This is a genomic window from Terrabacter sp. NPDC000476, assembly GCF_040300125.1.
Taxonomy (GTDB): domain Bacteria; phylum Actinomycetota; class Actinomycetes; order Actinomycetales; family Dermatophilaceae; genus Terrabacter.
This window is the reverse complement of sequence record NZ_JBEPDF010000001.1, coordinates 1,289,030-1,314,195: the sequence shown is the minus strand read 5'-3', so window position 1 is coordinate 1,314,195 and position 25,166 is coordinate 1,289,030. Positions and strand designations below refer to the sequence as shown.

Sequence of the window (25,166 nt, the reverse complement as noted above, 5' to 3'; positions counted from 1 at the left end):
CGATGCTCCTGTCAGAACAAGAAGTTGAGGATGATGACGAGGCCCAGCGAGACGCCGGCGAGCGGGAGGGTGCGCCGGAACCACGGCAGCCGGTGCTCGTCGGGGTCGACGAGGTCCTCCTTCGGGGTCTCGGAGTAGACGAGGCCGCGCAGCTCGGAGACCGGCTTGGGCGCGGTCACGAGCGAGACGACGACGCTGAGCACGATGTCGACGACGAAGGCGGCCGAGGCGGCCACGAACGCGGCGCCCTGGCCGCCCAGCGGGATCACCCCGAGGCTCAGCGAGCCGAAGGCGTCCTTGCTGAGGAACGCGACGAGCACGGCCGACAGCGTGCCGGCCGAGAGGCCGACCCAGCCGGCGGTCGCGGTCATCCGCTTCCAGAACATGCCGAGGATGAAGGTCGCGAAGAGCGGCGCGTTGAAGAAGCCGAAGAGCGTCTGGAGGTAGTCCATGACGTTGCTGAACGAGCTCGCGACGATGGCCGTGAAGATCGCGATGACCGTCGCGCCGACGGTCGCGAGGCGGCCGATGCGCAGGTAGTAGTCGTCGCTGTGGTCCTTGCGGATGTAGCGCTGCCACAGGTCGTAGCTGAAGACCGTGTTGAAGGCCGAGATGTTCGCGGCCATGCCGGCCATGAACGCGGCGAGCAGGCCGGCGATCGCGACGCCGAGCAGGCCGTTGGGCAGCACGTCGCGCATCAGCAGCAGGAGCGAGTCGTTGTACTTCACGCCCTCGCCGGAGGCCCCGCCGGGCGGTGACCCGCCGTTCTTCAGCTGCATGATCTCGGGGACGAGCACGGCCGCCACCATGCCGGGCAGGATGACGATGAAGGGCACGAACATCTTCGGAAACGAGCCGATGATCGGCGTCTTGCGCGCGGCCGAGATGGAGTTCGAGGCCATGGCGCGCTGGACCTCGACGAAGTTCGTCGTCCAGTAGCCGAAGGAGAGCACGAAGCCGAGGCCGAAGACGATGCCGACGACCGACCAGAAGGGCGAGTCGAAGCCGGAGAGAGCCTGGCCCGGCCACGAGTTGAGCTGCTGCTCGGCCGAGGGGACCGCTGCCGCGGCCGGCGCCGAGCTCGCGAACTCCGCGATCTTGTCCTTGAGCCCCTGGTAGCCGCCGACGCGGTGCAGGCCGATGAGGGTGAGCGGCAGGAGGGCGGCCACGATGACGAAGAACTGCAGCACCTCGTTGTAGATGGCTGCGGAGAGCCCGCCGAGGGTGATGTAGGACAGCACGATCGCGGCCGCGACGAGCAGGGCGAGCCAGAGCGGCCAGCCGAGCAGCGCGTGCACGATCGAGCCGAGCAGGTAGAGGTTGACGCCGGCGATGAGCAGCTGCGCGAACGCGAAGCTCAGGGCGTTGACGAGGTGCGCGCCCGTGCCGAAGCGGCGGAACATGAACTCGGGGACCGAGCGCACCTTCGAGCCGTAGTAGAAGGGCATCATGACGACGCCGAGGAACAGCATGGCGGGGATGGCGCCGACCCAGAAGTAGTGGACGGTCGAGATGCCGAGCTCGGCGCCGTTGGCCGACATGCCCATGATCTCGACGGCCCCGAGGTTCGCCGAGATGAAGGCGAGGCCGGTGACCCAGGCCGGCAGCGAGCGGCCGGAGAGGAAGAAGTCGATCGAGTCGGACACCGAGCGCCTCGCCATGACCCCGATGCCGAGGACGAAGACGAAGTAGAGCGCGATGATGACGTAGTCGACGGCGTTGGCGCTGATGAGGGTGTCCGCGGTGGGCAGACCCGCCAGTGCGTGCATGCGATCAGTCCCTTCGTTGGGCGACGACTCACGCTAGCGCAGCGCACCGCGGCGGGCGCGTCAGGGAGAGAGGGTGTCGGTCGACCGGGTGAGAAGCCGTTTCAGCGGCACGGAGGCGTCCGCCGCCGCGCCGGCGTCGATGGTCATACCCTTCTCGAGCGCTCGTTTCACGGCCAGGTAGTCAGCGGTGCTGCCGACCGCCTCGACGGCGACGAGCAGTCCGTCGCGGTAGCTGAGGACCGAGAACCGTTCTGCCGCAGGGTCGCCGCGCACGACGTGCTCGTCGGCTCCGTGGGGCAGGCCAGCGAGCTGCAGCCGCAGGTCCCCCTGGTCGCTCCAGAACCACGGCACGCTCGCGTATGCCGCCGGCCGGCCCACGAGCGTCGCCGCGGCCGCGCGCGCCTGGTCGGTCGCGTGCGGCACGCTCTCGAGCCGCGTCGGTCCGCTCGTGCCGCGCGTGAACGGGTTCGGCCCCACGGCGCAGTCGCCGGCCGCGACCGTGACCCCGTCGGACGTGCGCGCCCACGCGTCGACGACGATCCCGCGGGCCTCGACCTCGAGCCCGAGGCGACGGGCGACCTCGGTGCGTGGCACCGCCCCGACCCCGACGACGACGAGGTCGGCCGGCAGCGTCGTCCCGTCGGCCAGCTCGACGGCGGTGGCGCGGACGCCGTCACCCACCACCCGGACGGCGTTGCCGCCGAGCAGGATCCGCGTGCCTCGACGCTCGTGCGCGGCTCGGACGGCATCCGAGAGGGTCGTCGTCACGGCGCGACCGAGCAGGCGCTCGCCCTGCTCGACGACGGTGACCCCCGCGCCGAGCTGCCGCGCGACGGCCGCCACCTCCAGGCCGATGAACCCGCCGCCGACGACGACGACGTGCGCGGCCGCTCGCAGCGCGGGCGCGAGCCGGTCGGCGTCGGCCACGGAGCGCAGCGTGTGCACGCCGTCGAGGTCACCGCCCTCGACGGCGAGCGACCGGCGCGTCGCCCCGGTCGTCAGCGCGAGGCGTGCGAAGCGGATCGAGCGTCCCGACGCCGTGGTGGCGTGCCCGCAGTCCGCGTCGCGCTCGACGTCGACCACCGCGTCGTGGGTGAGCAGCTCGACGCCACGCGCCGCGAACCAGGTGGCGTCGTGGAAGACGAGGGAGTCCCGGTCGTGCTCCCCGCGCAGGTAGGACTTCGACAGGGGAGGACGTTCGTAGGGCGGCTCGGGCTCCTCACCGACGAGCACGACCGGGGCGGTGTCGCCGAGGTCGCGCAGCGCGGTGACGAGGGAGATGCCGGCCTGCCCGGCTCCGACGACGAGGATGCCCGGCTCCGCACGGGTGTCGGGGGCTGCCATGTCTCCCACCCTAGGGTGGGAGACATGACGTGGTCGCCCGCCCATCCCGAGACCGTCTTCACGTACGGCGCCCCGCAGCTGAAGTTCGGGCCGGGTGCCGCCGACGAGATCGGCCACGACCTCGCCGCGATGGGCGCCTCCCGCGTGCTCGTCGTCACCGACCCGGGGGTCGCCGCCACCGGGTGGCCCGACCGCGTGGCCGACGGCATCCGGGGCTCCGGCCTCGAGGCGGTCGTGCAGGCGAGCGCGCACGTCGAGCCCACCGACGCGAGCTTGCTCACCGCGATCGGGCAGGCTCGTGACGCCGGCCCGTTCGACGCCTTCGTCGCGGTCGGCGGCGGCTCCTCGATCGACACCGCCAAGGCCGTCGACCTCGTGCTCACCGACGGCGGCGAGCTGCTCGACTACGTCAACGCCCCCATCGGTGCCGGGCGGGCACCCTCGCGACCGCTGGCGCCGCTCGTCGCCGTGCCGACGACGACGGGGACGGGCGCCGAGAGCACGACGATCTGCGTGCTCGACGTGCTCGACCTCAAGGTCAAGACCGGCATCAGCCACGTGCGGCTGCGGCCGGTGCTCGCCGTCGTCGACCCGCGCCTCACGCAGAGCCAGCCGGCCGGTGTGACGGCGAGCGCGGGGATGGACATCCTCTGCCACGCGCTCGAGAGCTGGACCGCACGGCCGTACACGAGCTACGAGCGCAAGCAGCCGGGGGAGCGGGTGCCCTACTGCGGCAGCAATCCCATCTCGGACCTCTGGGCAGAGCGTTCGATGTCGTTGCTGGCTAAGGCGTTCCGGACGGCGGTGCGTGACGGTTCCGACGAGGGGGCCCGTGGTGAGATGGCGCTCGCGGCGACCTTCGCCGGCCTCGGGTTCGGCAACGCCGGGGTGCACGTCCCGCACGCCAACGCCTACCCGATCGCCGGCCGGGTGCGCGACTTCCGCCCGGACGGCTACAGCCACGACGAGCCGATGGTGCCGCACGGCATGGCCGTCGCCCTGACGGCGCCCGAGGCGTTCCGTTGGACCTTCGAGGCCGACCCGGACCGGCACCTCGCGGCCGCCCGCCTGCTCGACCCGGGGCGCGGGGACCGTTGGGCGTCCGCGCCGCGCGACGTGCTGCCGGGCGTGCTCGTCGACCTCATGCGCGACATCGGGATGCCCAACGGTCTGCAGGCCGTCGGCTACGGCGAGGCCGACGTCGACGACCTCGTCGACGGAGCCCTCGCCCAGCAACGGCTGCTGGCGACGAGCCCGCGGGAGGTCGGCGCGGACGACCTCGCCGCGATCATGACCCGCTCGATGCAGCTCTGGGAATAGGTGTCGACGACGGGGGAGGTCGTCGGCATACAGTGCCGTCTGTGACGACCGAGCCCACGCACCTGCCCCTTCCCCTGCCCTCCGACTGGCTCGACTGGGTCGGAGCCCGCGGCGAGCAGCAGCTCGCCCTCGCGCGCTCCCTCGTCGAGGGCCTGCGCAGCGCCCCGCCCGCCGAGCCCCTCGAGGTGCTCCGGGCGTGGAACGAGGCCCAGGTGGCGCTGTCCAACGCGGCCTCCGTCGGGTCGCTCTTCTCCGAGGTGCACCCCGACAAGGCCGTGCGCGACCGCGCCGAGTCGGTGGCGCAGCAGGTGCAGAAGCTCGACACCGACCTCGGCCTCGACACCGAGCTCTACGCCGTCCTCGCCGGTCTCGACGGCAGCGGACTCGACGCCGACGCGAGCCGGGTGCTCGAGCGCACCCTGCGCGACTTCCGCCGCTCGGGCGTGGACCGGGACGAGGCGACGCGCGACCGCCTGCGCGAGCTGGGCGAGCGGGCCATCCTGCTCAGCCAGGAGTTCAGCAAGAACATCCGCGAGGACGTCCGCAGCATCCGGCTGTCACCCGACCGGCTGGCCGGCATGCCGCAGGACTGGGTCGACGCGCACCCCGTCGAGGCCGACGGCCTCGTCACGGTGACGACCGACTACCCCGACGTCGTGCCGTTCCGGACGTTCGCCCGCGACGCCGAGGCCCGCCGCGAGCTCGTGACGCAGTTCCTCACGATCGCCTGGCCGGCCAACGACCGGGTGCTCCAGCAGATCTTCGCCGTGCGCCGCGAGCACGCGGCCCTGCTCGGCTACGCGTCGTGGGCGGACTACGACGCCGAGGTCAAGATGATCGGCAACGGCACGGCCATCGGCGAGTTCATCGACCGCATCACCGAGCTGTCGACCGCGAGCGCCGAGCGCGACAAGGCGGTGCTGCTCGCCCGCCTGCAGCAGGACCGCCCCGAGGTCACCGACATCGACGGCGCCGACGTGTCGTTCTACGCCGAGCTGGTGCGCAAGGAGACGCTCGCCGTCGACGCCCAGCGCGTGCGCACCTACTTCCCCTTCGAGGCGGTGCGCCAGGGCCTGCTCGACGTCACGGGCCGCCTCTTCGGCCTCGAGTGGACGCCGGTCGACCGCGCGGACGCGCGCACGTGGCACGAGGAGGTCGCCACCTACGACGTGTCCTACGCCGGGCAGCGCATCGGGCGCATCCACCTCGACCTGCACCCCCGCGACGGCAAGTACAAGCACGCCGCCCAGTTCGACCTGGCGCGCGGCGTGACCGGCACGCAGCTGGCCGAGGGCGTGCTCGTCTGCAACTTCAACCGCGGCCTGATGGAGCACGACGAGGTCGTGACGCTCTTCCACGAGTTCGGCCACCTCGTGCACCACGTGCTCGCCGGCCGCACCGAGTGGGTGCGCTTCTCGGGCGTCGCGACGGAGTGGGACTTCGTCGAGGCGCCGAGCCAGATGCTGGAGGAGTGGGCGTGGGACGCCGACGTGCTCGCGACCTTCGCGCGCAACGAGGCCGGCGAGACGATCCCCGCGGAGCTCGTCGAGGCGATGCGCCGCGCGGACGACTTCGGCAAGGGCTACGACGCACGCACGCAGATGTTCTACGCGGCGCTCTCCTACGACCTGCACGTCCACGAGACCGACGACCTCACCGCCCGGCTGCGCGAGCTCATGGCGCGCTACTCGGTCTTCCCCTACCTCGAGGGCACCCACATGCAGTGCCACTTCGGCCACCTCGACGGCTACAGCTCGGCGTACTACACGTACATGTGGTCGCTCGTGATCGCCAAGGACATGTTCTCGGCGTTCGACCGCGACGACCTGTTCGACCCAGAGGTCGCCGGCGCGTACCGCGACAAGGTGCTCGCGCAGGGTGGGCGCCGCGACGCGGCCGACCTCGTCGAGGACTTCCTGGGCCGCCCCTACACGTTCGACGCGTATGCGGCCTGGCTGGGCGAGTGACCCCGCCCGAGCTGTCGCGTGAGGTGGGTCCCGGTGTGATGCCCGAGGTGCCCGAGGTGGCGGTGCGGGTGTCCGCGCTGACGGCATACCCCGTCAAGTCGATGGCCGGCGTCGACCTCGGCGCCGCCGTCGTCGAGGAGCAGGGCCTGCGCGGCGACCGTCGCTGGGCCGTCGTCGACCCCGACGGCACGAAGGTCACGGCCCGCGAGGAGCACGCGCTGCTCGCGCTGCGCGCCGAGCCGACCGAGGGCGGGGGCGTGCGGCTGCTCGCGCCGGGGGGCGACGCCGTCGACGTCGCGGTGCCGCTCGGTGCGGCGTCCGTCCGCGTGGGCTTCTCCGGCCAGGACCGCGCCCTGCCCGCCGGGCCGGCCGCCGACGCGTGGCTCTCGGACCGGGTCGGGCGGGCGCTGCGCCTGGTGTGGCAGGGCGACACCGTCCGACCGATCCGTGACGACCTCGGCGGGCAGGACGGCGACCGCAACTCGCTCTCGGACGCCGCGCCGCTGCACGTCACCTCGGAGTCGTCGCTGCAGCGCCTGCGCGACTGGATGCTCGAGACGGCCGTGGAGCGCGGCGAGGAGCCGGCGGAGCCGTTGGGGCACGACCGGTTCCGGCCCAACGTCGTCATCGAGGGCGCGGAGCCCTTCGCCGAGGACGGCTGGCGGTCGGTGCGCATCGGCGACGTGCCGTTCCGGGTGACGATGGTGTGCGACCGCTGTGTCATGACGACCGTCGACCGCGCCGACCTGAGCACGGCCAAGGAGCCGATCCGGACGCTCGCGCGCCACCGCCGGTGGGAGGGCGCGACGTGGTTCGGCATCCGGCTCACCCCGGTGCTGCCCCTCGCCGGTGGCGCCGTCATCCGCGTCGGCGACGCCGTCGCCCCGGGCTGACACCCCAAGCGGTGTCGGCCCCGCTCGCCACGTCGGTGACCCGGGAAGCGGGTCAGTGACGTAGCGGACGGTGAGGTGTCGGCTGTCCGCGGTGGGTGCCCGCTCGCTACGTCGGTGACCCGGGAAGCGGGTCAGTGACGTAGCGGACGGTGGCGTGTCGGTCGTCCGCGGTGGGTGCCTGCTCGCTACGTCAGTGACCCGGGGAGCGGGTCAGTGACGCAGGCCCGCGGGGTCACGGGATCGGGAGGTCCTTGAGCACGACGGCGCGGCCGGTGCTGCGCTGCGAGAGGTCGGCGAGGGCCTGGCGCACCGTCTTGGAGAAGAGGTGGGCGCCGCGGATCGTCGGGTGGACCCGGTCGGACTGCACCTGGTCTGGGTGGGCGCGGATCGCGTCGGCCCAGTCGGCGACGACGACGTTGGGCCGGCCCTTCGCGACGAGCTCGAGGGTCGTGTTGTCGGAGTCGACGCGCGCGAACGGTCCCATGATGTTGACGAGCACGACCATGCGCTGCGGCCCGAGCACGTCGAGCACCTGCTTGACGCGCTCCTCGTCGACGCCGGCGTTCGTGCCGAAGGCGAGCACGACGGCCCGTCGGTTCGCGGCGCCGCGTGCGCTCACCTCGGCGAGCCCGTCGGACCAGCGGCGGTTCGACTTGGCGTCGATGCGGATGCCGGGGAAGTAGTAGCGCAGGGCCTGGAGGCTGCCGACCATGATCGAGTCGCCGTAGGCGTCGATCTCCGGGCCGCTCGGCATGGTGAAGGTCTTGAGGACGGATGCCGCACCGGCGCCCGCCGTGCCGGTCGGGCCCGACGCGCTCGCCGACGGCGACGGGGTCGTGCCGGCGGGGCGGCCCGGCGGGGGGTCGGCCGGCTCCTGCGCGGCCGCCTCGTTGGCGGCCAGCATCCGCGCGGTCTCGGTCTGGTCGGGCGCCGTCAGCACGATCACGGTGGTCACGACGGCGAGCCCGACGACGCCGGCCGCGACGACCTGCTTGGTGCGGCGGGTCAGGCCGCGCACCCGCGCCGCGAGGCCGAGGGCGACGCCGCGGAAGCCGCGCTCGCGGAAGGGGGTCTCGACGAAGCGGAACGTCAGGTCGGCGAGGGCGAGCGTCACGACCACGCACCACACGCGGGTCATCAGGTGCGAGGTGGTGCCTGGCGCCGACGGGTTGTCGAGGGCGACGAGCAGGATGACGGGCCAGTGCCAGAGGTAGATCGAGTAGGAGCGCTGCCCGACCCACGTCGCGACGGGGTGGCGCAGGACGCGCTGCAGGACGGTCGGTCCGTCGGGGCGGTGCTCGACGAGACCCATGACGAGCACCGCCGAGGCCACCGACGCGAGCACGATGCCGCCGCGGAAGGTGAGGCTCGACTGCTCGTCGAGCAGCACCATGAGCGCGAGCAGCACGACGCCGGCGACCGGGACGGCATACGACCCCCACCGGCCCCAGCGAGAGGGGGCGACGCGCAGGGCGAGCGTCGGGTGGGTCCAGGCGAAGGCGAGGGCGGCGCCGGCCATCAGCCCCATGAGGTGGGTGTCGGTGCCGTAGTAGACGCGCGTGGCGTCGAGCCCGGGGGAGAAGACGAGGGCCATCAGCAGCGACGACGCGAGCCCGACCGCCACGGCCACGCCGACGCGCACCCGGCTCGACACCGCCAGCAGGGCGAGGGTCGCGAGCGGCCACAGCAGGTAGAACTGCTCCTCGACGGCGAGCGACCAGAAGTTCATGAACAGCTGCGGCGCCGTCTGGTCGAAGTAGCTCGCCCCGGCGGTGATCTCGAGCCAGTTCGTCGAGAACGTCAGGGCGCCGACCATCTGGCGACCGATGGAGACGAGCAGGTCCTCGCTGACGAGGCGCGCGATGAGCACGCTCGCGACGACGCAGAGCACGAGCGCCGGCAGCAGGCGCCGGGCACGTCGCACCCAGAACTGCGAGAGCGCGACGCGGCCGGTGCGCTGGTGCTCGCGCACGAGCAGCGTGGTGATGAGGAAGCCCGAGACGACGAAGAAGACGTCGACGCCGAGGAAGCCGCCGGGCAGCCACGAGGCGTTGAGGTGGTAGACGAGCACGCCGGCGATCGCGAGGGCGCGCAGTCCGTCGAGGCCCTCGATGCGCCGCGGCCGGGCGTGCGGGGTCCCGGGAACGGCCCCCGTGGCCGGGTGGGCGGTCTGGCCGGAGCCAGCCGCCCGAGAAATCGCCGACGTCGTCACGTCGCTCCTTCCTGGGGCTGCGGTGAGGTGAGTCACCGCGTGAGCCTGCCGTGAGCATAGTGACGGGAGGTGCCGACACCGTGGCGCCACGCGGCACGGGGCCCGCCGCGCGCATACGCTCGACGGGTGGACGACGGGACGACGCGGGTGACGATCTTCGTGCGCGGCATGGTGCAGGGCGTGGGCTTCCGGTGGTGGACGCGCGCCCGGGCCCTCGAGCTGGGCCTCGTCGGGCACGCCCGCAACACGGCCGACGGGCGTGTCGAGGTCGTCGCCCAGGGGTCCGCCGAGGCGGTCGAGCGTCTCGAGTCCCTCCTGCGCGAGCAGCCGAGCACGACCCGGCGCCCCGGGCACGTCGAGTCGGTCGTCGTGCAGCCCGGCGTTCCGAAGGACGGGATCGCCGGTTTCGTCGAGCGGTGAGCCACCTAGGGTGGGTCGCGTGAGCGACGTGCCCGAGATCCCCGCGGTCCCCGCCGAGCTGGCCCGGCTGCGCAGCAGCATCGACAACATCGACGCCGCGCTGGTGCACCTGCTCGCCGAGCGCTTCAAGTGCACGCAGCAGGTCGGCCGGCTCAAGGCGGAGCAGCAGCTACCCGCCGCCGACCCGGCCCGCGAGGAGCGTCAGATCGGACGGCTGCGGGCGCTCGCCGACGAGGCCGGCCTCGACCCGGTCTTCGCCGAGGCGTTCCTGAACTTCATCATCGCTGAGGTCATCCATCACCACGAGCGCATCGCCAACGGCGACGACGCCTGAACCGGCCCGTCGCCGTCGACCCGGCGCGACCCGGCCGACCGCTCAGTAGAGCGTCGCCTCCTGGCGGGCACCGAGGGCGGCGTCGTAGGCGGCCGCCTCCGCGTCGGAGCCGAACCCGCCTGCCTCGCGGGTGAGCCGGCCCGCCGTCGGCAGCGTGGCAGGGTCCACGCGGGCCTCGGGGTCCCAGAGGTGGCTGCGCCGGATCGCCCGGGCGCACTGGAAGTAGCACCGCTCGACCGTCACGACGAGCACCGACGCCGGCAGCCGGCCCTCGACCGCGTGGCGGGCCAGCTCGTCGGGATCGGTGGAGACGACGGCCGTGCCGCGCACGCGCAGCTCCTCGCCGAGCCCGGGCACGAGGAAGAGCAGGCCGACGCGCGGGTCGGCGACGACGTTGCGCAGGGTGTCGAGCCGGTTGTTGCCGCGCCGGTCGGGGATCATCAGGGTGCGCTCGTCGCGCACGACGACGAAGCCGGGGCGGTCGCCGCGCGGCGACTGGTCGAGCCCACCCTCACCGACGGTCGAGACCACGACGAATGGCGACGCGGCGATGATCTGCGCCTGCCCGGGCGTGATCGTCCGCGACTCCTTGGCGACCGAGTTCGCGAGGGGCTCGGTGGGGTAGGCGGCGCGCAGCTGCTCGAGCGTGGTGACGGCATACGGGTCGGGCTCGGCCGCACGGGCGTGCGTCGCGTCGGCATCCATCGCTCCACCGTATGCCGTCCGGTGCCGTGCGATGCCTCCCGATGCCGTCGTCGACCGGCACCGGGAGGGCTTCGGGTCCCCGGTCCGGCCCGGTGCGGCTAGTACGCTGACCGGGATCGTTCGCCGGCAGGACACAAAGGACCCCACGTTCGTGTACGTCAAGAGTCTGACCCTGAAGGGCTTCAAGTCCTTCGCCTCGGCGACCCACATGCGCCTCGAGCCCGGCATCACGTGCATCGTGGGACCCAACGGGTCCGGCAAGAGCAACGTCGTCGACGCGCTCGCCTGGGTCATGGGGGAGCAGGGCGCCAAGTCGCTGCGCGGCGGCAAGATGGAGGACGTCATCTTCGCCGGCACCGCCGGCCGCGCGCCGCTCGGGCGGGCCGAGGTCGCGCTGACGATCGACAACACCGACGGTGCCCTGCCGATCGACTACACCGAGGTGACGATCGCTCGCACGATGTTCCGCAACGGCGGCTCGGAGTACTCGATCAACGGCACCCCGTGCCGCCTGCTCGACGTGCAGGAGCTGCTGAGCGACAGCGGCATCGGCCGCGAGATGCACGTCATCGTCGGCCAGGGCCAGCTCGACACGGTGCTGCGGGCCACGCCCGAGGAGCGCCGCGGCTTCATCGAGGAGGCCGCCGGGGTGCTCAAGCACCGCAAGCGCAAGGAACGGGCGCTGCGCAAGCTGGAGTCGATGGAGGCCAACCTCACCCGCGTGCACGACCTCACCGGCGAGATCCGGCGCCAGCTCGGCCCGCTCGGGCGCCAGGCCGAGACGGCCCGCCGGGCCGCGGTCATCCAGACGGACGCCCGCGACGCGCGCCTGCGCCTGCTGGCCGACGACCTCGTGCAGCTGACCTCGACGCTCGAGCAGGAGGTCGCCGACGAGTCGGCCCTCATCGAGCGCCGCGCCGAGGTCGAGGAGGCCATCGCGCAGCTCGGCGGGCGCCTGTCGTCGCTCGAAGGCGCCGCCGAGGCCGCGCGCCCGGCGCTGACCCGGGCCCAGGACGAGTACGTCGCGCTCGGCCGGCTCGTCGAGCGGATGGCGTCGACCCGCTCGCTCGCCGCCGAGCGGGTGCGCCTGCTCAGCGAGGACGACCAGACCGACACCGGCGCGCAGGGGCGCGACCCGCAGCAGCTGCGTGAGCAGGCGGCGGAGGTGCGCGAGCAGGAGGCCTACCTGCTCGAGGAGATCGCCGAGGCCAAGGCGGCCGTCGAGGAGGCCGTGCTCGCCCGCACCGACGCCGAGCGCAGCCACGCCGACGAGACCGCCCGACTGGCCCGTGAGGCCCGCGCGGCCGCGGACCGGCGCGAGGGGCTCGCCAAGCTCGGTGGCCAGGTCGGGGCCAAGGCCTCGCGCATCGAGGCCCGTGAGGCCGAGATCGGCCGCCTGCGCAGCACCGTCGAGCAGGCCCTGGCCCGCGCGGCCGAGGCCGAGCGCGAGTTCTCGCGGCTCGAGTCGGGCGTCGCCGAGGGCGAGGAGGGCGAGGAGGGCCTCGACACCGCGTACGAGGAGGCCGCCGAGCGTCTCGAGGCCGCCGAGGCCGAGCTCGCACGCTGGAAGGACGCGGAGGCCGCCGCCGAGCGCGCCCGCACCACCGCCGCGGCCCGGGTCGAGGCGCTCGGGCTCAGCCTGAGCCGCAAGGACGGTGCGGCCGCCCTGCTCGCCGCCGCCGACGACGCCCACGAGGTGCTCGGCTCGGTGGCGTCGCTCGTGACCGTCGAGGCCGGTCTCGAGAACGCCGTCGCGGCCGCCCTGGGCTCCGCCGCGGAGGCGCTCGCGGTCGGCTCCCTCGACGCCGCAGCCGCGGCCCTCGACACGCTCCGCGACACGGATGCCGGTCGCGCGAGCCTGCTCGTGGCCGAGTCGGCCACGGCCGTCGACCACGCCACGTGGCCGGCGCTCCCGCAGGGCGCCCGGTGGGCGCGCACCGTCGTCGAGTGCCCGGCCTCGGTGCGCCCGGCCGTCGACCAGGTGCTCGAGCGCGTGGCGCTCGTCGACGACGCCGACCTCGCCCGCCGCGTCGTGCGCGACCTGCCCGGTGTCACGGCCGTCACGGGCGCCGGCGACGTCTTCGCCCCCGGCGTCGTGCGCGGCGGCAGCAACGCCGCGCCGAGCCTGCTCGAGCTGCAGGCTGCCCTCGACGACGCGCAGGACGCGATGGCCCGCGCCGTGCGCGAGGGCGAGGAGGCCCGATTCCGCGTGGCCGGCGCCGAGGCGGCCCGGGCCGAGCTCGCCGACGCCGTCGACGCCGCCCTCGAACGGCTCAACGAGAGCGATGCCCGCATGGCGGCCATCGCCGAGAACCTCGGGTCGCTCGGGCAGACGCTGCGCGCGGCCCGCGCCGAGGTCGAGCGCACCGAGAAGGCCATCGCCGACGCCACGAGCGCGCTCGAGGCCGACCAGAACGAGCACGAGGCGCTGCTCGAGCGGCTCGAGGCCGCCAGCGGCGAGGGCGACTTCGCCGACGAGCCCTCGACCGAGGAGCGCGACCGGCTCGAGGCCGTCGCCCGCGAGGCGCGCGCGTCCGAGACCGACCTGCGGCTCGGCCTGCGCACGCGCGAGGAGCGGGCCCGTGCGCTCAAGGACCGCGCCGACGCGCTCGAGCGCGGGGCGCGCCACGAGGAGGAGGCCCGCGAGCGCCTCGCCGAGAAGCAGGCCCGGCGCCGGCGCGAGGCCGCCGTCGCCGAGGCGGTGCGCACGGGGGCCGCGTGGGCCCACGGGCTGCTCGCCGAGTCGGCCGAGCAGGCCGGGCGGGCCCGGGCCGCGGGGGAGGCCGAGCGCACCGAGCGCGACGCCGAGCTGGCCGTGGTGCGCCGCGACGTCTCGGTGCTGCAGTCCGAGCTGCGCGAGCTGACCGACACGGTGCACCGCGACGAGGTGGCGCGCACGCAGCAGCGGCTGCGCATCGAGCAGCTGCAGACCAAGGCCGTCGAGGAGCTCGGCATCGCTCCCGAGGCGCTCGTCGAGGAGTTCGGCCCGCACCAGCCGGTGCCGGTCGTGCCCGACCCCGACGCCGACCCCGACGCGCCGACGCCCGAGCCGGTGGCCTTCGTGCGCGAGGCCCAGGAGAAGCGGCTGCGCCAGGCCGAGCGCAAGCTCAACGCCCTCGGGCGGATCAACCCGCTCGCGCTCGAGGAGTTCTCGGCCCTCGAGGAGCGGCACAAGTTCCTCACCGAGCAGCTCGAGGACCTCAAGAACTCCAAGCGCGACCTGCTCGACATCGTCAAGGAGGTCGACGAGCGGGTGGAGCGCGTCTTCGCCGAGGCGTTCGAGGACACCGCGGTGCAGTTCGAGCGCGTCTTCCAGCGGCTCTTCCCGGGCGGCGAGGGACGGCTCGTGCTCACCGACCCGTCGAACATGCTGACGACGGGTCTCGAGGTCGAGGCGCGCCCGCCGGGCAAGAAGATCAAGCGGCTCTCGCTGCTCTCGGGTGGGGAGCGCTCGCTCGTCGCGGTCGCCCTGCTCGTCTCGATCTTCAAGGCGCGCCCGTCGCCCTTCTACATCATGGACGAGGTCGAGGCCGCGCTCGACGACGCGAACCTCGGGCGCCTCATCACGCTCTTCGAGGAGCTGCGCGACAGCTCGCAGCTCATCGTCATCACGCACCAGAAGAAGACGATGGAGATCGCCGACGCGCTCTACGGCGTCAGCATGCGCGGCGACGGCGTGACGACGGTCGTGAGCCAGCGGCTGCGCGACGTCGCAGACCGGCCTGCCTGAGTCGGTCGCGCCGTCCGGAGACACGCCCAAGACACGCCGGGGACGCGGCGCGCCGGGGTATTTGCCTGCGTGGCGCACCATGCGTCACTCTGATCACATGGTCGTGCTGGTCATCCTGATGCTCGTCGTCACCGTGCTCGCCGTGGCGGTCGTCGGCGTGGTCGCGGTGCCCGCGCACCGGCGCGGCCGCGACCTGCTCACCGCCAAGGGTGAAGGCGTCGCCCGCGCCGCGCGCCGCCGCGCCGGGGCCCTCGGTCGCACCCGCGCCCGCACGCACTGACGCCGCACGGGGCGGCTCCGCAGCCGTGGTTGGATGGTCGCCGTGGACACTGTCTGGACCTACGTCATCCTCGGCGCCGTCATCCTCGTCGGCCTCGTCGCCTACGGCGTCAACCTCGTGCGCGGCCGCGGCCGCACCGACGAGCGCGACGACCCGCCGGCCCGGCCCGGCCTGACGGCCGACGACCTCGACCGGCGCCCGCCCGGGGCGACCGACACCCTCGAGCCCGGCCACGCCGCACCGGCGTCCTCGCCGCCCGCCGAGCCCGCCGAGGTCGAGACCGTGGGCGGCACGACCGCGACGGAGCCCGTCGCGCCGGCGCCCGAGCCCTCGGTCGAGCGCCCCGAGTCGGCCCGGGGCCGCCTCGCCCGGCTGCGCGCCCGGCTCGCCCGCTCCAACTCCTCGATCGGCCAGGGCCTGCTCGCGCTCCTGTCCAGGGGCAAGCTCGACGAGGAGGCCTGGGAGGAGGTCGAGGACACCCTCATCTCCTCCGACCTCGGGGTCGAGGCCACGACCGAGCTCGTCGACGCCCTGCGCACCCGCGTCAAGGTCGACGGCACGACCGACGAGGCCACCGTCCGCGGCTGGCTCCGCGAGGACCTGCTGACCCTCGTGCGCCCCGAGATGGACCGGCGCATCGCGAGCAGCAGGGTCGGCGACCGCCCGGCCGTCATCCTCGTCGTCGGCGTCAACGGCACCGGCAAGACGACGACCGTCGGCAAGCTCGCGCGCGTCCTCGTCGCGGAGGACCGTGAGGTGCTGCTCGGCGCCGCCGACACCTTCCGCGCGGCCGCCGCCGACCAGCTCGAGACGTGGGGCGCCCGCGTCGGCGTGCCGACCGTGCGTTCCGACAAGGACGGCGCCGATCCGGCCGCCGTCGCCTTCGACGCCGTCAAGGCCGGCATCGAGGAGGAGGTCGACGTCGTCATCATCGACACGGCCGGGCGCCTGCACAACAAGGTCGGCCTCATGGACGAGCTCGGAAAGGTCAAGCGCGTCATCGAGAAGCAGAGCGAGATCGACGAGGTGCTCCTCGTGCTCGACGCGACGACCGGCCAGAACGGGCTGCAGCAGGCCAAGGTCTTCTCCGAGGCGGTCGACGTCACCGGCATCGTCCTGACCAAGCTCGACGGCACCGCCAAGGGCGGCATCGTCGTCGCCGTCCAGCGCCAGCTCGGCGTGCCGGTCAAGCTCGTCGGTCTCGGCGAGGGCCCCGACGACCTGGCCCCCTTCGACCCCGAGGCCTTCGTCGACGCCATCGTCATGTGACGCGGCCCCCGCGAGGGGGACGACGGGAGAGCACGGATGCCGCCGGCATCCGTGCTCTCGGCCGTTCAGGGGGTGGGCGCGGCGTCCCACGATCCGGACAGCCGCCGTGCGCGAAACCATCCGCTAACACCGCCGGGGTCTTGTTGACACGGCTGTAACAAACGACGCCGTCGGGTGAAACGGCGCCTGCCCAGACTCCTGCGCATGACACCAGCACTGATGCCCTTCGCGGCAGAACCACCAGTGATCAACGAGGCCGCGACCGCATTCATGCTCATCGCCTCCTCGATGGTCCTCCTGATGACGCCCGGGCTCGCCCTCTTCTACGGTGGCATGACCCGGAGCAAGTCCGTCCTCAACATGATGATGATGAGCTTCGGCGCCATGGCCGTCGTCGGCATCGTCTACGTGCTGTGGGGCTACTCGATGTCGTTCGGCAACCTCCAGGACGGGGGGAGCGACATCGCCGGCATCTTCGCCAACCCGTTCCACCTCTTCGGGCTCAGCCAGCTCGCCGGTGAGGACGGCGCCCGGCTCATCGACCCGTTCGGCGTCGGCGTCTTCATCCCGGAGTACATCTACGCCGGCTTCCAGCTCACCTTCGCGGTCATCACCGTCGCCCTCATCAGCGGCGCCATCGCCGACCGCGTCAAGTTCGGCACCTGGATCACCTTCGCCGTCATCTGGGTGACGATCGTCTACTTCCCGATCGCCCACATGGTGTGGGGCGGCGGCCTGCTCTCGGGCGCCGAGGGCGGCCTCTCGGCCAAGCTCTTCGGCGTCACCGACGGCGTCGCGAGCGTGCTGCCCATCGACTTCGCCGGTGGCACGGTCGTGCACATCAACGCCGGTGCGGCCGGCCTCGCCCTCGCCCTCGTCGTCGGCAAGCGACTCGGCTTCGGCAAGGTCGCCATGCGTCCGCACAACCTCCCGCTCGTCATGATCGGCGCCGGCCTGCTGTGGTTCGGCTGGTTCGGCTTCAACGCCGGCTCGGAGCTCGCCGCCGACGGCCTCGCCTCGGCGGTGTGGCTCAACACGACCGTCGCGACGTGCGCGGCCGCCATCGGCTGGCTCGTCGTGGAGAAGCTGCGCGACGGCCACGCCACCTCGCTCGGCGCCGCCTCGGGCGTCGTCGCCGGCCTCGTCGCCATCACCCCGGCCTGTGGCGCCCTGTCGCCCGTCGGCTCGATCATCCTCGGCGTCGTCGCGGGCGGCCTCTCGGCCCTCGCCGTCGGCCTCAAGTACAAGCTGGGCTACGACGACTCGCTCGACGTCGTCGGCGTCCACCTCGTCGCCGGCCTCTGGGGCACCGTCGGCGCCGGCCTGCTCGCCACCTCGACCGGCCTGTTCTACGGCGGCGGCTGGCAGCAGACGGTCCTGCAGGTGCTCGTCGCGGCCATCTCGCTCGTGCTCTCCTTCGTGCTCACCTACGCCATCGCCGTGGCCCTCAAGGCCACGCTCGGCTGGAGGATCTCCGAGGACGAGGAGTCCGAGGGCATCGACCAGGCCGTCCACGCGGAGTCCGGGTACGAGATCGGCGGTTTCGCCGCCTCGGGTGGCCGCACCACGTCCCGTCCCGCCGTCCAGGCCAGCAAGGTCGAAGGAGCCAACGCATGAAGCTCATCACCGCCATCATCAAGCCCCACCAGCTCGACGAGGTGAAGGAGGCCCTCGAGGCCTTCGGGGTGGCCGGCATGACGATCAGCGAGGCCAGCGGCTACGGCCGCCAGCGCGGCCACAGCGAGGTCTACCGCGGCGCCGAGTACACCGTCGACTTCGTGCCGAAGGTACGCCTCGAGGTCCTCGTCGACGACGTCGACTCCTCGGACGTGCTCGAGGTGATCCTCAAGGCCGCCCAGACCGGTCGCATCGGCGACGGCAAGATCTGGGCCGTGCCGGTCGACGAGGTCGTGCGGGTGCGCACCGGCGAGCGGGGCGTCGACGCCCTCTGAGCGCCGACCGCCCCACCGCACTGCAGCACAGCACGGCCGCACACCGCACCACCGCACCATCGCACCGCACCGCAGCACCACCGCAACACTCAACCAAGGGGACGGCGAGACCTGACATGACGGATGTGACCACCCGACGTCTGGACCTCGCCGGCACCCGCACCTTCGCGACGCCCGGCGCCGGCCAGACCCGGCGCCGGGCGCTCGCGGAGTTCGGCTTCGGCTGGCTCCAGGAGCTCTGGCGCGACGCGTGCGCGGGCCGGCGGCACGAGGGCGTGGCCCTCGCCGCGGTCGGCTCGCTCGCCCGGGGCGACGGCGGGCCGCTCAGCGACTACGACCTCGTGCTCGTGCATCACCCGAGGGGCCTGTCGGGCAAGCAGGTCGGGGCGTTCGCCGACAAGCTCTGGTACCCGATCTGGGACGCCGGGGTGCGCCTCGACCACAGCGTGCGAACCGTCGCCGAGTGCCGGGCCGTCGCCTCCGACGACCTCTCCGCGGCCGTCGGCCTGCTCGACCTCACGCACGTGGCCGGTGACGCCGACGTCGTCAACGCGGCCCGCTCGACCGTCGCGCACGACTGGCGCGCCAACGCCCGCACCCGGCTCGGGGAGATGCACGAGTCGGTGCTCTCGCGCCACGCCCGGCAGGGCGACCTCGCGCACCTCATCGAGCCGGACCTCAAGGAGGCCCACGGGGGGCTGCGCGACATGTCGGTGCTGCGGGCGCTCACGGCCGCGTGGCTCACCGACCGGCCGCACGGCGAGGTCGACGAGGCCTACGAGCGCCTCCTCGACGTGCGCGACGCCATCCACGTCGTCACCGGGCGCGGGCGCGACCGGCTGACCCGCGACGACCAGGACGCGTGCGCAGCCCTGCTCGGCTACGGCGACGCCGACGACCTGCTCACCGACCTCTCGACCTCGGCCCGCACGATCGCGTATGCCGTCGACGGCACCCTGCGCCGCGCCATGCAGTCCCAGCGCGCCCGCACCCTGCGGGTCGGACCTCGGCGGCCGCAGCTCGCCCCGCTCGGCTACGGCCTCTACCGGCACGACGGGGAGGCGGTGCTCGGACCGTCGGCGGACCTGTCGACCGACCCCGTCATCCCGCTGCGCGCGGCGGTCGTCGCCGCTCGAGGCAGCATCCCGCTGTCACCGACGACCCTGAAGAACCTCGCTGCGCAGGCGCCCCCGCTGCCCGAGCCCTGGCCCGAGGTCGCCCGGAACCTCTTCGCCGACCTGCTCGCGTCGGGGCCCGGCCTCATCACCGTCTGGGAGGGCCTCGACCTCGCCGGCGTCGTCGAGTCGTGGATCCCCGAGTGGAAGGCCGTGCGCAGCCGGCCGCAGCGCAACGCCGTGCACCGCCACACGGTAGACCGCCACCTCATCGAGACGGTCGTCGCGGCGAGCGGCATGGTGCGCGACGTCGCACGGCCCGACCTGCTCATGCTCGCCGCCGTCCTGCACGACATCGGCAAGGTGGCCGGCTCGCACGACCACGCGGCCTCCGGCGCCGACATCGCCGAGACCGTGCTCGAGCGGATGGGCGTCGCGGAGGCCGACCGTCGCGTCGTCGTGCGCCTCGTCCGGGAGCACCTGACCCTCGTCGACCTCGCCACCCGGCGCGACCCGGAGGACCCGGCGACGATCGTCGCCCTCTCGGACGCCGTCGACGGCTCGGTCACCACCCTCGACCTGCTGCGCGCCCTCACCGAGGCGGACGCGTCGGCTGCCGGACCCAAGGCCTGGAGCGACTGGCGGGCCGGGCTCGTCGACCGGCTCCACCGCGCCTGCCGGTCGGCGCTCGTCGCCCACGCCCAAGGAGAGGGCCCACTCGTCGTGGAACCCATCGAGACCCTGTCGCTGTCCGACGACGCGCTCGACCGCATCGCGTCCGGGGAGCCCTACGTCACCGTCATCTCGCTCGGCGGTGCCCACCGCATCGACATCATCGACCGCGACCGCGCCGGCCTCTTCGCCGACACGGCGGGGCTGCTCGCCGCGCACGGCTTCGTCGTGCGCTCGGCGATCGTGCGCACGGTCGACGGCCTGGCCGTCAACGAGTGGTGGGTCGACTCGCCCGGCAGCGAGACCCCGCTGCCGGCCACGATCGCCCGCGACCTCACCCGGGTCGCGAGCGGCGACCGCGCACCCCTGGGCAAGCTCCAGCGGCGCCGCACGGGAGCCGTGCGCAGCGCGGTCACCGGCTCGCCGGACTCGACCCGCGCCATGGTGCTGAGCAGCGCCTCCGACACCGCCACCGTCATCGAGGTGCGCGCGACCGACCGGCCGGGCCTGCTGCAGGACATCGGCATCACGCTCGCGCGCGCGTCGCTCTCGGTGCGCTCGGCCCACATCGCCACGTATGCCGGCCAGACCCTCGACACCTTCTACGTCACCGAGTTCGGCGGTGGCCAGCTCGCGCCCGCCCGGGCCGCCCAGGCCGTGGCGATGATCATCGACACCTGCGACGCCCCCTGAGACCCCGCCCCTCACGCGAGTCGATGTGTTCCACGGTCACGGGGGACCGTGGAACACACCGAACGGCAGGAGGCGGGCGGAGGGGAGGCGGGCGGCCGGGCGGGTCAGTCGATGAGGTCGGCGTCGCGCAGGTGCGTGAGCACGAGGCGGTCGACGGCCGAGACCCGGTGCCCGTCCGCCGACGTGAGCCAGGTGATCTCGTCGATCTCGCGGGAGGGCACGAGCTCGCCCTCGTGCGACGCGGTGTAGCAGGTGAGGCGCACGACGAGGCCGTCGCTGCGGGCGTCGGCCAGGGCCTCGAAGGTGCCGACGTGGCTCGCCGTGGCGGCGTCGACGACGACGGCCAGCTCCTCGGCGAGCTCGCGCACGAGCGTCTCGACGTCGCTCTCGCCGGGCTCGCGCTTGCCACCGGGCAGGTAGAAGCGGTCGCGCCCGGCGTTGCGGGCGCCGAGCAGGCGCCGGTCCTCGAGGTGGATCCAGGCGATCTTGTCGATGAACGGTGGGGCGCCAGAGGGGCGGTCGCGACGGTCACTCACGTGCGCGACCCTACGCGCCGGCATACGGGCGGCGAAGGCGTGTCGGCCACCGAATCGGAACCGGGCGCGGGAACGGATAGCCTTGCCCGGTGTTTGCATCCCTGTCTGACCGGCTGACCGCGACGTTCAAGAACCTCCGCGGCAAGGGCCGGCTCTCGGAGTCCGACGTCAACGCGACGATCCGCGACATCCGCCTCGCCCTGCTCGACGCCGACGTCGCCCTGCCCGTCGTGAAGCGGTTCACCGCGTCGGTGCGCGAGCGCGCGCTCGGCGCCGAGGTCAGCCAGGCCCTCAACCCCGCCCAGCAGGTCGTCAAGATCGTGCAGGAGGAGCTCGTCGCGATCCTCGGCGGGCAGACCCGGACGATCCGCTTCGCGAAGCAGCCGCCGACGGTCATCATGCTCGCGGGCCTGCAGGGCTCGGGCAAGACGACCTTCGCCGGCAAGCTCGGCAAGTGGCTCAAGGACCAGGGCCACACCCCGCTCCTCGTGGCGGCCGACCTCCAGCGCCCGAACGCCGTGACGCAGCTCGAGGTCGTCGGCGAGCGCGCCGGCATCCCCGTCTTCGCGCCCGAGCGCGGCAACATGGGCGGCCACGACGCCGTGCTCGACTCCGGCGAGGGCACCCGCTCCTTCGGCGACCCCGTCACCGTCTCGCGGATGGGCATCGAGCAGGCCCGCGCCAAGCAGTACGACGTCGTCATCGTCGACACCGCCGGCCGCCTCGCGGTCGACGCGAACCTCATGCAGCAGGCCGGCGACATCCGGGCCGCGATCGCGCCCGACGAGGTGCTCTTCGTCCTCGACGCCATGATCGGCCAGGCCGCCGTCGAGACGGCCCAGGCCTTCCACGACGGGGTCGCCTTCACCGGCGTCGTGCTCTCGAAGCTCGACGGCGACGCCCGCGGTGGCGCGGCCCTCTCGGTCGCTGAGCTGACGGGCGAGCCGATCATGTTCGCCTCGACGGGTGAGAAGGTCACCGACTTCGAGGTGTTCCACCCCGACCGCATGGCGAGCCGCATCCTCGACATGGGCGACGTGCTCACGCTCATCGAGCAGGCCGAGAAGGCCTTCGACAAGCGCGAGGCCGACGAGATGGCCCGCAAGTTCCTCGCCGAGGAGGACTTCACCTTCGAGGACTTCCTCTCGCAGATGAACGCCATCAAGAAGATGGGCTCGCTCAAGTCGATGCTCAAGATGATGCCGGGCATGCAGGGGATGCGCGACCAGCTCGACGCCTTCGACGACCGCGAGTTCGACCGCGTCGAGGCGATGGTCCGCTCGATGACGCCCTTCGAGCGCACCCACCCGAAGCAGATCAATGGCTCGCGCCGCTCGCGCATCGCCAAGGGCTCCGGCGTCACGGTGACCGAGGTCAACCAGCTGCTCGAGCGCTTCGGCCAGGCCCAGAAGATGATGAAGTCGATGGCGCGCGGTGGTGGTGGTGGCCTGCCCGGCATGCCGGGCATCCCCGGCACCGGCAAGCGCGGCAAGGCGCAGCAGCCGCAGCGCAGGAAGAGCAAGAGCGGCAACCCGGCCAAGCGGGCCGCCGAGGAGCGCGCGGCCGCCGAGAAGGCCGCATCCGGGCGCGCCGCGGGTGCGGGCGCCGGGGCCTTCGGGGCGCCGGGTGCCGGCGCTGCGGGGGAGTCCGACCCGATGGCCGACTTCGACCCGTCGAACCTGCCCAAGGGCTTCGAGAAGTTCCTCGGCGGCGGTCGCTGACCCGACCGCGGGACCGGTTCCGGCCTCGGGCCGGATTTCCCGGCGGAGGAGGGATCCGGCAGCGCCCCGGCGACGTCGGAGGCGCGTCCTGACGACGGTCACGACCCGTTGCGCCCCAGACCCGTAGCACTCCCGAGGAGACGCGAGCCCGCATGCCGATGACCCGCAAGTCCGCCGTGGTGACGGTCGGTGCCGTCGCCCTCGCCTCGGTCGGCATCTACGCCGCCGTGCAGGACGACGACCACGACTACGCCGGCGTCTGCGTCGACGAGACGACGCAGAAGCGGGTCGCCGACGACGAGTGCGACGACCACCGCACCGGTGGCTTCCACGGCGGCCACGGCTGGTACTTCGTGCCCCGCGGCGTGTCCGCCCCCGCGGTCGGCAGCCCCGTGTCGGGCGGATCCTTCACGGCGCCGCCGCGCTCGCAGTCCTGGGGCACGGGCTTCAAGGCCGACGGCGGCGTCGTCACCCGGGGCGGCTTCTCCGGGCACGGCTTCTCGGTCGGGGGCTGAGCGGGGTGGACCGCGTCGCGAGCCCGCCCCGCGACGGGTGGCTGCGCACCGTCGAGGAGCAGGGGCTGACGTATGCCGTCGACCGCGCCGACGACGGCACCGCCGTCCCGTACTGGGACGAGTCCGCCTGCTACGAGCTGACCGAGGCCGACGTCGAGGTGCTCGAGCGGGCGACCGGCGACCTGCACCGGATGACGGTGGCCGCCGTGCACCGGATGGCGCACGACCCGACGATCATCGCCCGGCACGGGCTGCCCGACGGCGCCGGTGCCTGGCTCGCCGCCTCGCTCGGCGACCCGGACGCGACCTCGGTCTACGGCCGCTTCGACCTCGCGTGGGACGGCGACGGCCCGCCCAAGCTGCTCGAGTACAACGCGGACACCCCGGCCGGGCTCGTCGAGGCCGCCGTGACCCAGTGGTTCTGGCTCGAGGACCTCCACCCGGAGTCGGACCAGTGGAACCTGCTCCACGAACGCCTCGTCGAGGGCTGGCGCCGGATGCGCGCCCGCACCGGTGTCGACGTCGTGCACTTCGCCGTCGGGCAGCACGAGCCGACGGAGGACTGGGCCACCGTCGCCTACCTGCGCGACACCGCGCAGGAGGCCGGTCTCGTCGCCCTCGGCATCACGATGGAGGACGTCGGCTGGCACCACGGTCGGCGCCGCTTCGTCGACGTGCGCGGCGAGCCGATCACGCACTGCTTCAAGATGTATCCGACCGAGTGGATGCTCGACTCGCCCTTCGGCGGCTACCTGCTCGGCGGCGCCTCGGGCACGCAGTGGATCGAGCCGCCGTGGAAGCTGCTCGCCGGGTCCAAGGCGCTGCTGCCGGTGCTCTGGGAGATGTTCCCCGGCCACCCCAACCTGCTGCCCGCCCACTTCGACCACCCGCACGGCCTGACGGCATACGCCTCCAAGCCGCTCCTCGGCTGGGAGGGCGACGGGGTCGACGTCGTCGGGCCGGACGGGCAGGAGCGGTCGCCGCGCCTGCGCACGCAGCACCAGCAGCGCGTCTTCCAGCAGTACGCGCCGCTCGCCGACCTCGACGGCAACCGGCCCGTCTTCGGCACCTGGGTCGTCGACGGCAAGCCCGCCGGGCTCGGCATCCGCGAGTCGACCAACCTCGTGACGAACACCGGCGCGCGCTTCGTGCCGCACCGCATGCTGGCGCCCCGCTCGGCGCCCGACCAGGTGGCCGCCTGGGTGGCCGAGCCCTGACGCCCGGGCGTCGCCACAGCCACCCGAAACCCGTTCGCCGCCCCCGTCCCCTTCCACCGCACCGATGGAGAACCCATGGACCTGCTCACGCACCTCGTCGCAGCGCTCGTCTACGCCGTCGTCGGCGTCGGCGTGCTCGGCCTCGGCTACGTCGCGCTCGACGCCCTGACGCCCGGGCACCTCGGCACGCACATCTGGACCCGCCGTTCGGTCAACGCGGCGATCGTGCTGGCCTCGGGGATGATCGGCCTCGGCCTCGTCGTCTTCGCCGCCATCTGGTTCAACGGCTCCGCCTCGCTCGGCATCGCCCTGGGCTGGTCGGTGGCCTTCGGGCTGCTCGGTGTCGGGCTGCAGGCCGCGGCCTTCCGGCTGCTCGACCTCGTCACCCCCGGCGACCTCGCGCACCTCGTGACGGAGCGCGAGTTCCACCCGGCGAGCATCGTGGCTGCGGCCGTGCAGCTGGCCGTCTCGCTCGTCGTCGTCGCCGCCATCGCCTGACGCT

At 73.2% G+C, this 25,166-nt stretch carries 20 protein-coding genes; 15 read left to right on the top strand and 5 right to left on the bottom strand.

What is annotated here, in order from left to right:
• Positions 1 to 11: 11 nt before the first annotated feature.
• The gene (locus ABT295_RS06125; protein WP_352393514.1) at positions 12 to 1,769 is read right to left on the bottom strand and encodes a sodium:solute symporter family protein; all 1,758 of its coding nucleotides are present in this window, start codon (positions 1,767 to 1,769) and stop codon (positions 12 to 14) included.
• A gap of 60 nt (positions 1,770 to 1,829) precedes the next feature.
• Positions 1,830 to 3,113 (bottom strand): NAD(P)/FAD-dependent oxidoreductase, encoded by a 1,284-nt coding sequence (locus tag ABT295_RS06120; protein ID WP_352393513.1) that lies wholly within the window; start codon positions 3,111 to 3,113, stop codon positions 1,830 to 1,832.
• A gap of 24 nt (positions 3,114 to 3,137) precedes the next feature.
• Between ABT295_RS06120 and ABT295_RS06115 the strand changes: the two genes are divergently transcribed.
• The 3 genes from ABT295_RS06115 to ABT295_RS06105 are packed head-to-tail and all read left to right on the top strand — an operon-like array spanning position 3,138 to position 7,293.
• The gene (locus tag ABT295_RS06115) at positions 3,138 to 4,433 is read left to right on the top strand and encodes a hydroxyacid-oxoacid transhydrogenase (RefSeq protein ID WP_352393512.1); all 1,296 of its coding nucleotides are present in this window, start codon (positions 3,138 to 3,140) and stop codon (positions 4,431 to 4,433) included.
• Positions 4,434 to 4,474: 41 nt separating this feature from the next.
• Positions 4,475 to 6,400 (top strand): M3 family metallopeptidase, encoded by a 1,926-nt coding sequence (locus ABT295_RS06110; RefSeq protein ID WP_352393511.1) that lies wholly within the window; start codon positions 4,475 to 4,477, stop codon positions 6,398 to 6,400.
• A complete protein-coding gene (locus ABT295_RS06105; protein ID WP_352393510.1) occupies positions 6,397 to 7,293 on the top strand; it encodes an MOSC domain-containing protein in 897 nt (298 codons plus the stop codon). Before ABT295_RS06110 ends, ABT295_RS06105 begins: the two co-directional genes overlap by 4 nt.
• 232 nt (positions 7,294 to 7,525) lie before the next feature.
• Here the strand turns inward: ABT295_RS06105 and ABT295_RS06100 are convergent, their stop codons facing one another.
• Positions 7,526 to 9,505 (bottom strand): acyltransferase family protein, encoded by a 1,980-nt coding sequence (locus ABT295_RS06100; protein WP_352393509.1) that lies wholly within the window; start codon positions 9,503 to 9,505, stop codon positions 7,526 to 7,528.
• Between the two features lie 126 nt (positions 9,506 to 9,631).
• On the opposite strand from ABT295_RS06100, the gene ABT295_RS06095 reads away from it, so the two are divergent.
• Positions 9,632 to 9,925, top strand: coding sequence for an acylphosphatase (locus ABT295_RS06095; RefSeq protein ID WP_352393508.1), 294 nt, complete (start codon positions 9,632 to 9,634; stop codon positions 9,923 to 9,925).
• Positions 9,926 to 9,944: 19 nt separating this feature from the next.
• Positions 9,945 to 10,259, top strand: a complete 315-nt coding sequence (locus tag ABT295_RS06090) for a chorismate mutase (protein WP_352393507.1) — start codon at positions 9,945 to 9,947, stop codon at positions 10,257 to 10,259.
• A gap of 42 nt (positions 10,260 to 10,301) precedes the next feature.
• Here ABT295_RS06090 and ABT295_RS06085 read toward each other — a convergent pair whose 3' ends face one another.
• Positions 10,302 to 10,964, bottom strand: a complete 663-nt coding sequence (locus ABT295_RS06085; RefSeq protein WP_352393506.1) for an MSMEG_1061 family FMN-dependent PPOX-type flavoprotein — start codon at positions 10,962 to 10,964, stop codon at positions 10,302 to 10,304.
• 151 nt (positions 10,965 to 11,115) lie between these two features.
• Between ABT295_RS06085 and smc the strand changes: the two genes are divergently transcribed.
• The 6 genes from smc to ABT295_RS06055 all read left to right on the top strand — a co-directional run bounded on the left by smc (position 11,116) and on the right by ABT295_RS06055 (position 20,675).
• On the top strand, positions 11,116 to 14,694 hold the full coding sequence (gene smc, locus ABT295_RS06080; RefSeq protein ID WP_352393505.1) for a chromosome segregation protein SMC: 3,579 nt from the start codon (positions 11,116 to 11,118) through the stop codon (positions 14,692 to 14,694).
• Between the two features lie 97 nt (positions 14,695 to 14,791).
• Positions 14,792 to 14,974, top strand: coding sequence for a hypothetical protein (locus tag ABT295_RS06075; protein WP_352393504.1), 183 nt, complete (start codon positions 14,792 to 14,794; stop codon positions 14,972 to 14,974).
• 33 nt (positions 14,975 to 15,007) lie between these two features.
• Complete coding sequence (ftsY, locus tag ABT295_RS06070; RefSeq protein ID WP_352393503.1) at positions 15,008 to 16,243, top strand: signal recognition particle-docking protein FtsY; 1,236 nt, start codon at positions 15,008 to 15,010, stop codon at positions 16,241 to 16,243.
• A gap of 204 nt (positions 16,244 to 16,447) precedes the next feature.
• Positions 16,448 to 17,860, top strand: coding sequence for an ammonium transporter (locus tag ABT295_RS06065; RefSeq protein ID WP_352393502.1), 1,413 nt, complete (start codon positions 16,448 to 16,450; stop codon positions 17,858 to 17,860).
• On the top strand, positions 17,857 to 18,195 hold the full coding sequence (locus tag ABT295_RS06060) for a P-II family nitrogen regulator (protein WP_030146673.1): 339 nt from the start codon (positions 17,857 to 17,859) through the stop codon (positions 18,193 to 18,195). Before ABT295_RS06065 ends, ABT295_RS06060 begins: the two co-directional genes overlap by 4 nt.
• Before the next feature lie 116 nt (positions 18,196 to 18,311).
• Positions 18,312 to 20,675, top strand: coding sequence for a [protein-PII] uridylyltransferase (locus tag ABT295_RS06055; RefSeq protein ID WP_352393501.1), 2,364 nt, complete (start codon positions 18,312 to 18,314; stop codon positions 20,673 to 20,675).
• Positions 20,676 to 20,779: 104 nt separating this feature from the next.
• On the opposite strand, the gene ABT295_RS06050 is transcribed toward ABT295_RS06055, so the two are convergent.
• A complete protein-coding gene (locus tag ABT295_RS06050) occupies positions 20,780 to 21,211 on the bottom strand; it encodes an NUDIX hydrolase (protein ID WP_352393500.1) in 432 nt (143 codons plus the stop codon).
• An 89-nt stretch (positions 21,212 to 21,300) separates the two neighbouring features.
• Between ABT295_RS06050 and ffh the strand changes: the two genes are divergently transcribed.
• From ffh to ABT295_RS06030, 4 genes are all read left to right on the top strand, one after another.
• Positions 21,301 to 22,932 (top strand): signal recognition particle protein, encoded by a 1,632-nt coding sequence (gene ffh, locus ABT295_RS06045; RefSeq protein WP_352393499.1) that lies wholly within the window; start codon positions 21,301 to 21,303, stop codon positions 22,930 to 22,932.
• A gap of 152 nt (positions 22,933 to 23,084) precedes the next feature.
• Positions 23,085 to 23,447, top strand: coding sequence for a hypothetical protein (locus tag ABT295_RS06040; protein WP_352393498.1), 363 nt, complete (start codon positions 23,085 to 23,087; stop codon positions 23,445 to 23,447).
• A gap of 5 nt (positions 23,448 to 23,452) precedes the next feature.
• Complete coding sequence (locus ABT295_RS06035) at positions 23,453 to 24,664, top strand: glutathionylspermidine synthase family protein (protein ID WP_352393497.1); 1,212 nt, start codon at positions 23,453 to 23,455, stop codon at positions 24,662 to 24,664.
• 75 nt (positions 24,665 to 24,739) lie between these two features.
• Complete coding sequence (locus ABT295_RS06030) at positions 24,740 to 25,162, top strand: DUF350 domain-containing protein (RefSeq protein ID WP_352393496.1); 423 nt, start codon at positions 24,740 to 24,742, stop codon at positions 25,160 to 25,162.
• Positions 25,163 to 25,166: the final 4 nt, after the last annotated feature.

Excerpts from the sequence above, each read along its gene's own strand:
- ABT295_RS06125 (WP_352393514.1), bottom strand. The coding sequence starts at position 1,769 with ATGCACGCACTGGCGGGTCTGCCCACCGCGGACACCCTCATCAGCGCC.
- ABT295_RS06120 (WP_352393513.1), bottom strand. The coding sequence starts at position 3,113 with ATGGCAGCCCCCGACACCCGTGCGGAGCCGGGCATCCTCGTCGTCGGA.
- ABT295_RS06115 (WP_352393512.1), top strand. The coding sequence starts at position 3,138 with ATGACGTGGTCGCCCGCCCATCCCGAGACCGTCTTCACGTACGGCGCC.
- ABT295_RS06085 (WP_352393506.1), bottom strand. The coding sequence starts at position 10,964 with ATGGATGCCGACGCGACGCACGCCCGTGCGGCCGAGCCCGACCCGTAT.
- ABT295_RS06075 (WP_352393504.1), top strand. The coding sequence starts at position 14,792 with ATGGTCGTGCTGGTCATCCTGATGCTCGTCGTCACCGTGCTCGCCGTG.
- ftsY (WP_352393503.1), top strand. The coding sequence starts at position 15,008 with ATGGTCGCCGTGGACACTGTCTGGACCTACGTCATCCTCGGCGCCGTC.
- ABT295_RS06065 (WP_352393502.1), top strand. The coding sequence starts at position 16,448 with ATGACACCAGCACTGATGCCCTTCGCGGCAGAACCACCAGTGATCAAC.
- ABT295_RS06060 (WP_030146673.1), top strand. The coding sequence starts at position 17,857 with ATGAAGCTCATCACCGCCATCATCAAGCCCCACCAGCTCGACGAGGTG.
- ABT295_RS06055 (WP_352393501.1), top strand. The coding sequence starts at position 18,312 with ATGACGGATGTGACCACCCGACGTCTGGACCTCGCCGGCACCCGCACC.
- ABT295_RS06040 (WP_352393498.1), top strand. The coding sequence starts at position 23,085 with ATGCCGATGACCCGCAAGTCCGCCGTGGTGACGGTCGGTGCCGTCGCC.
- ABT295_RS06030 (WP_352393496.1), top strand. The coding sequence starts at position 24,740 with ATGGACCTGCTCACGCACCTCGTCGCAGCGCTCGTCTACGCCGTCGTC.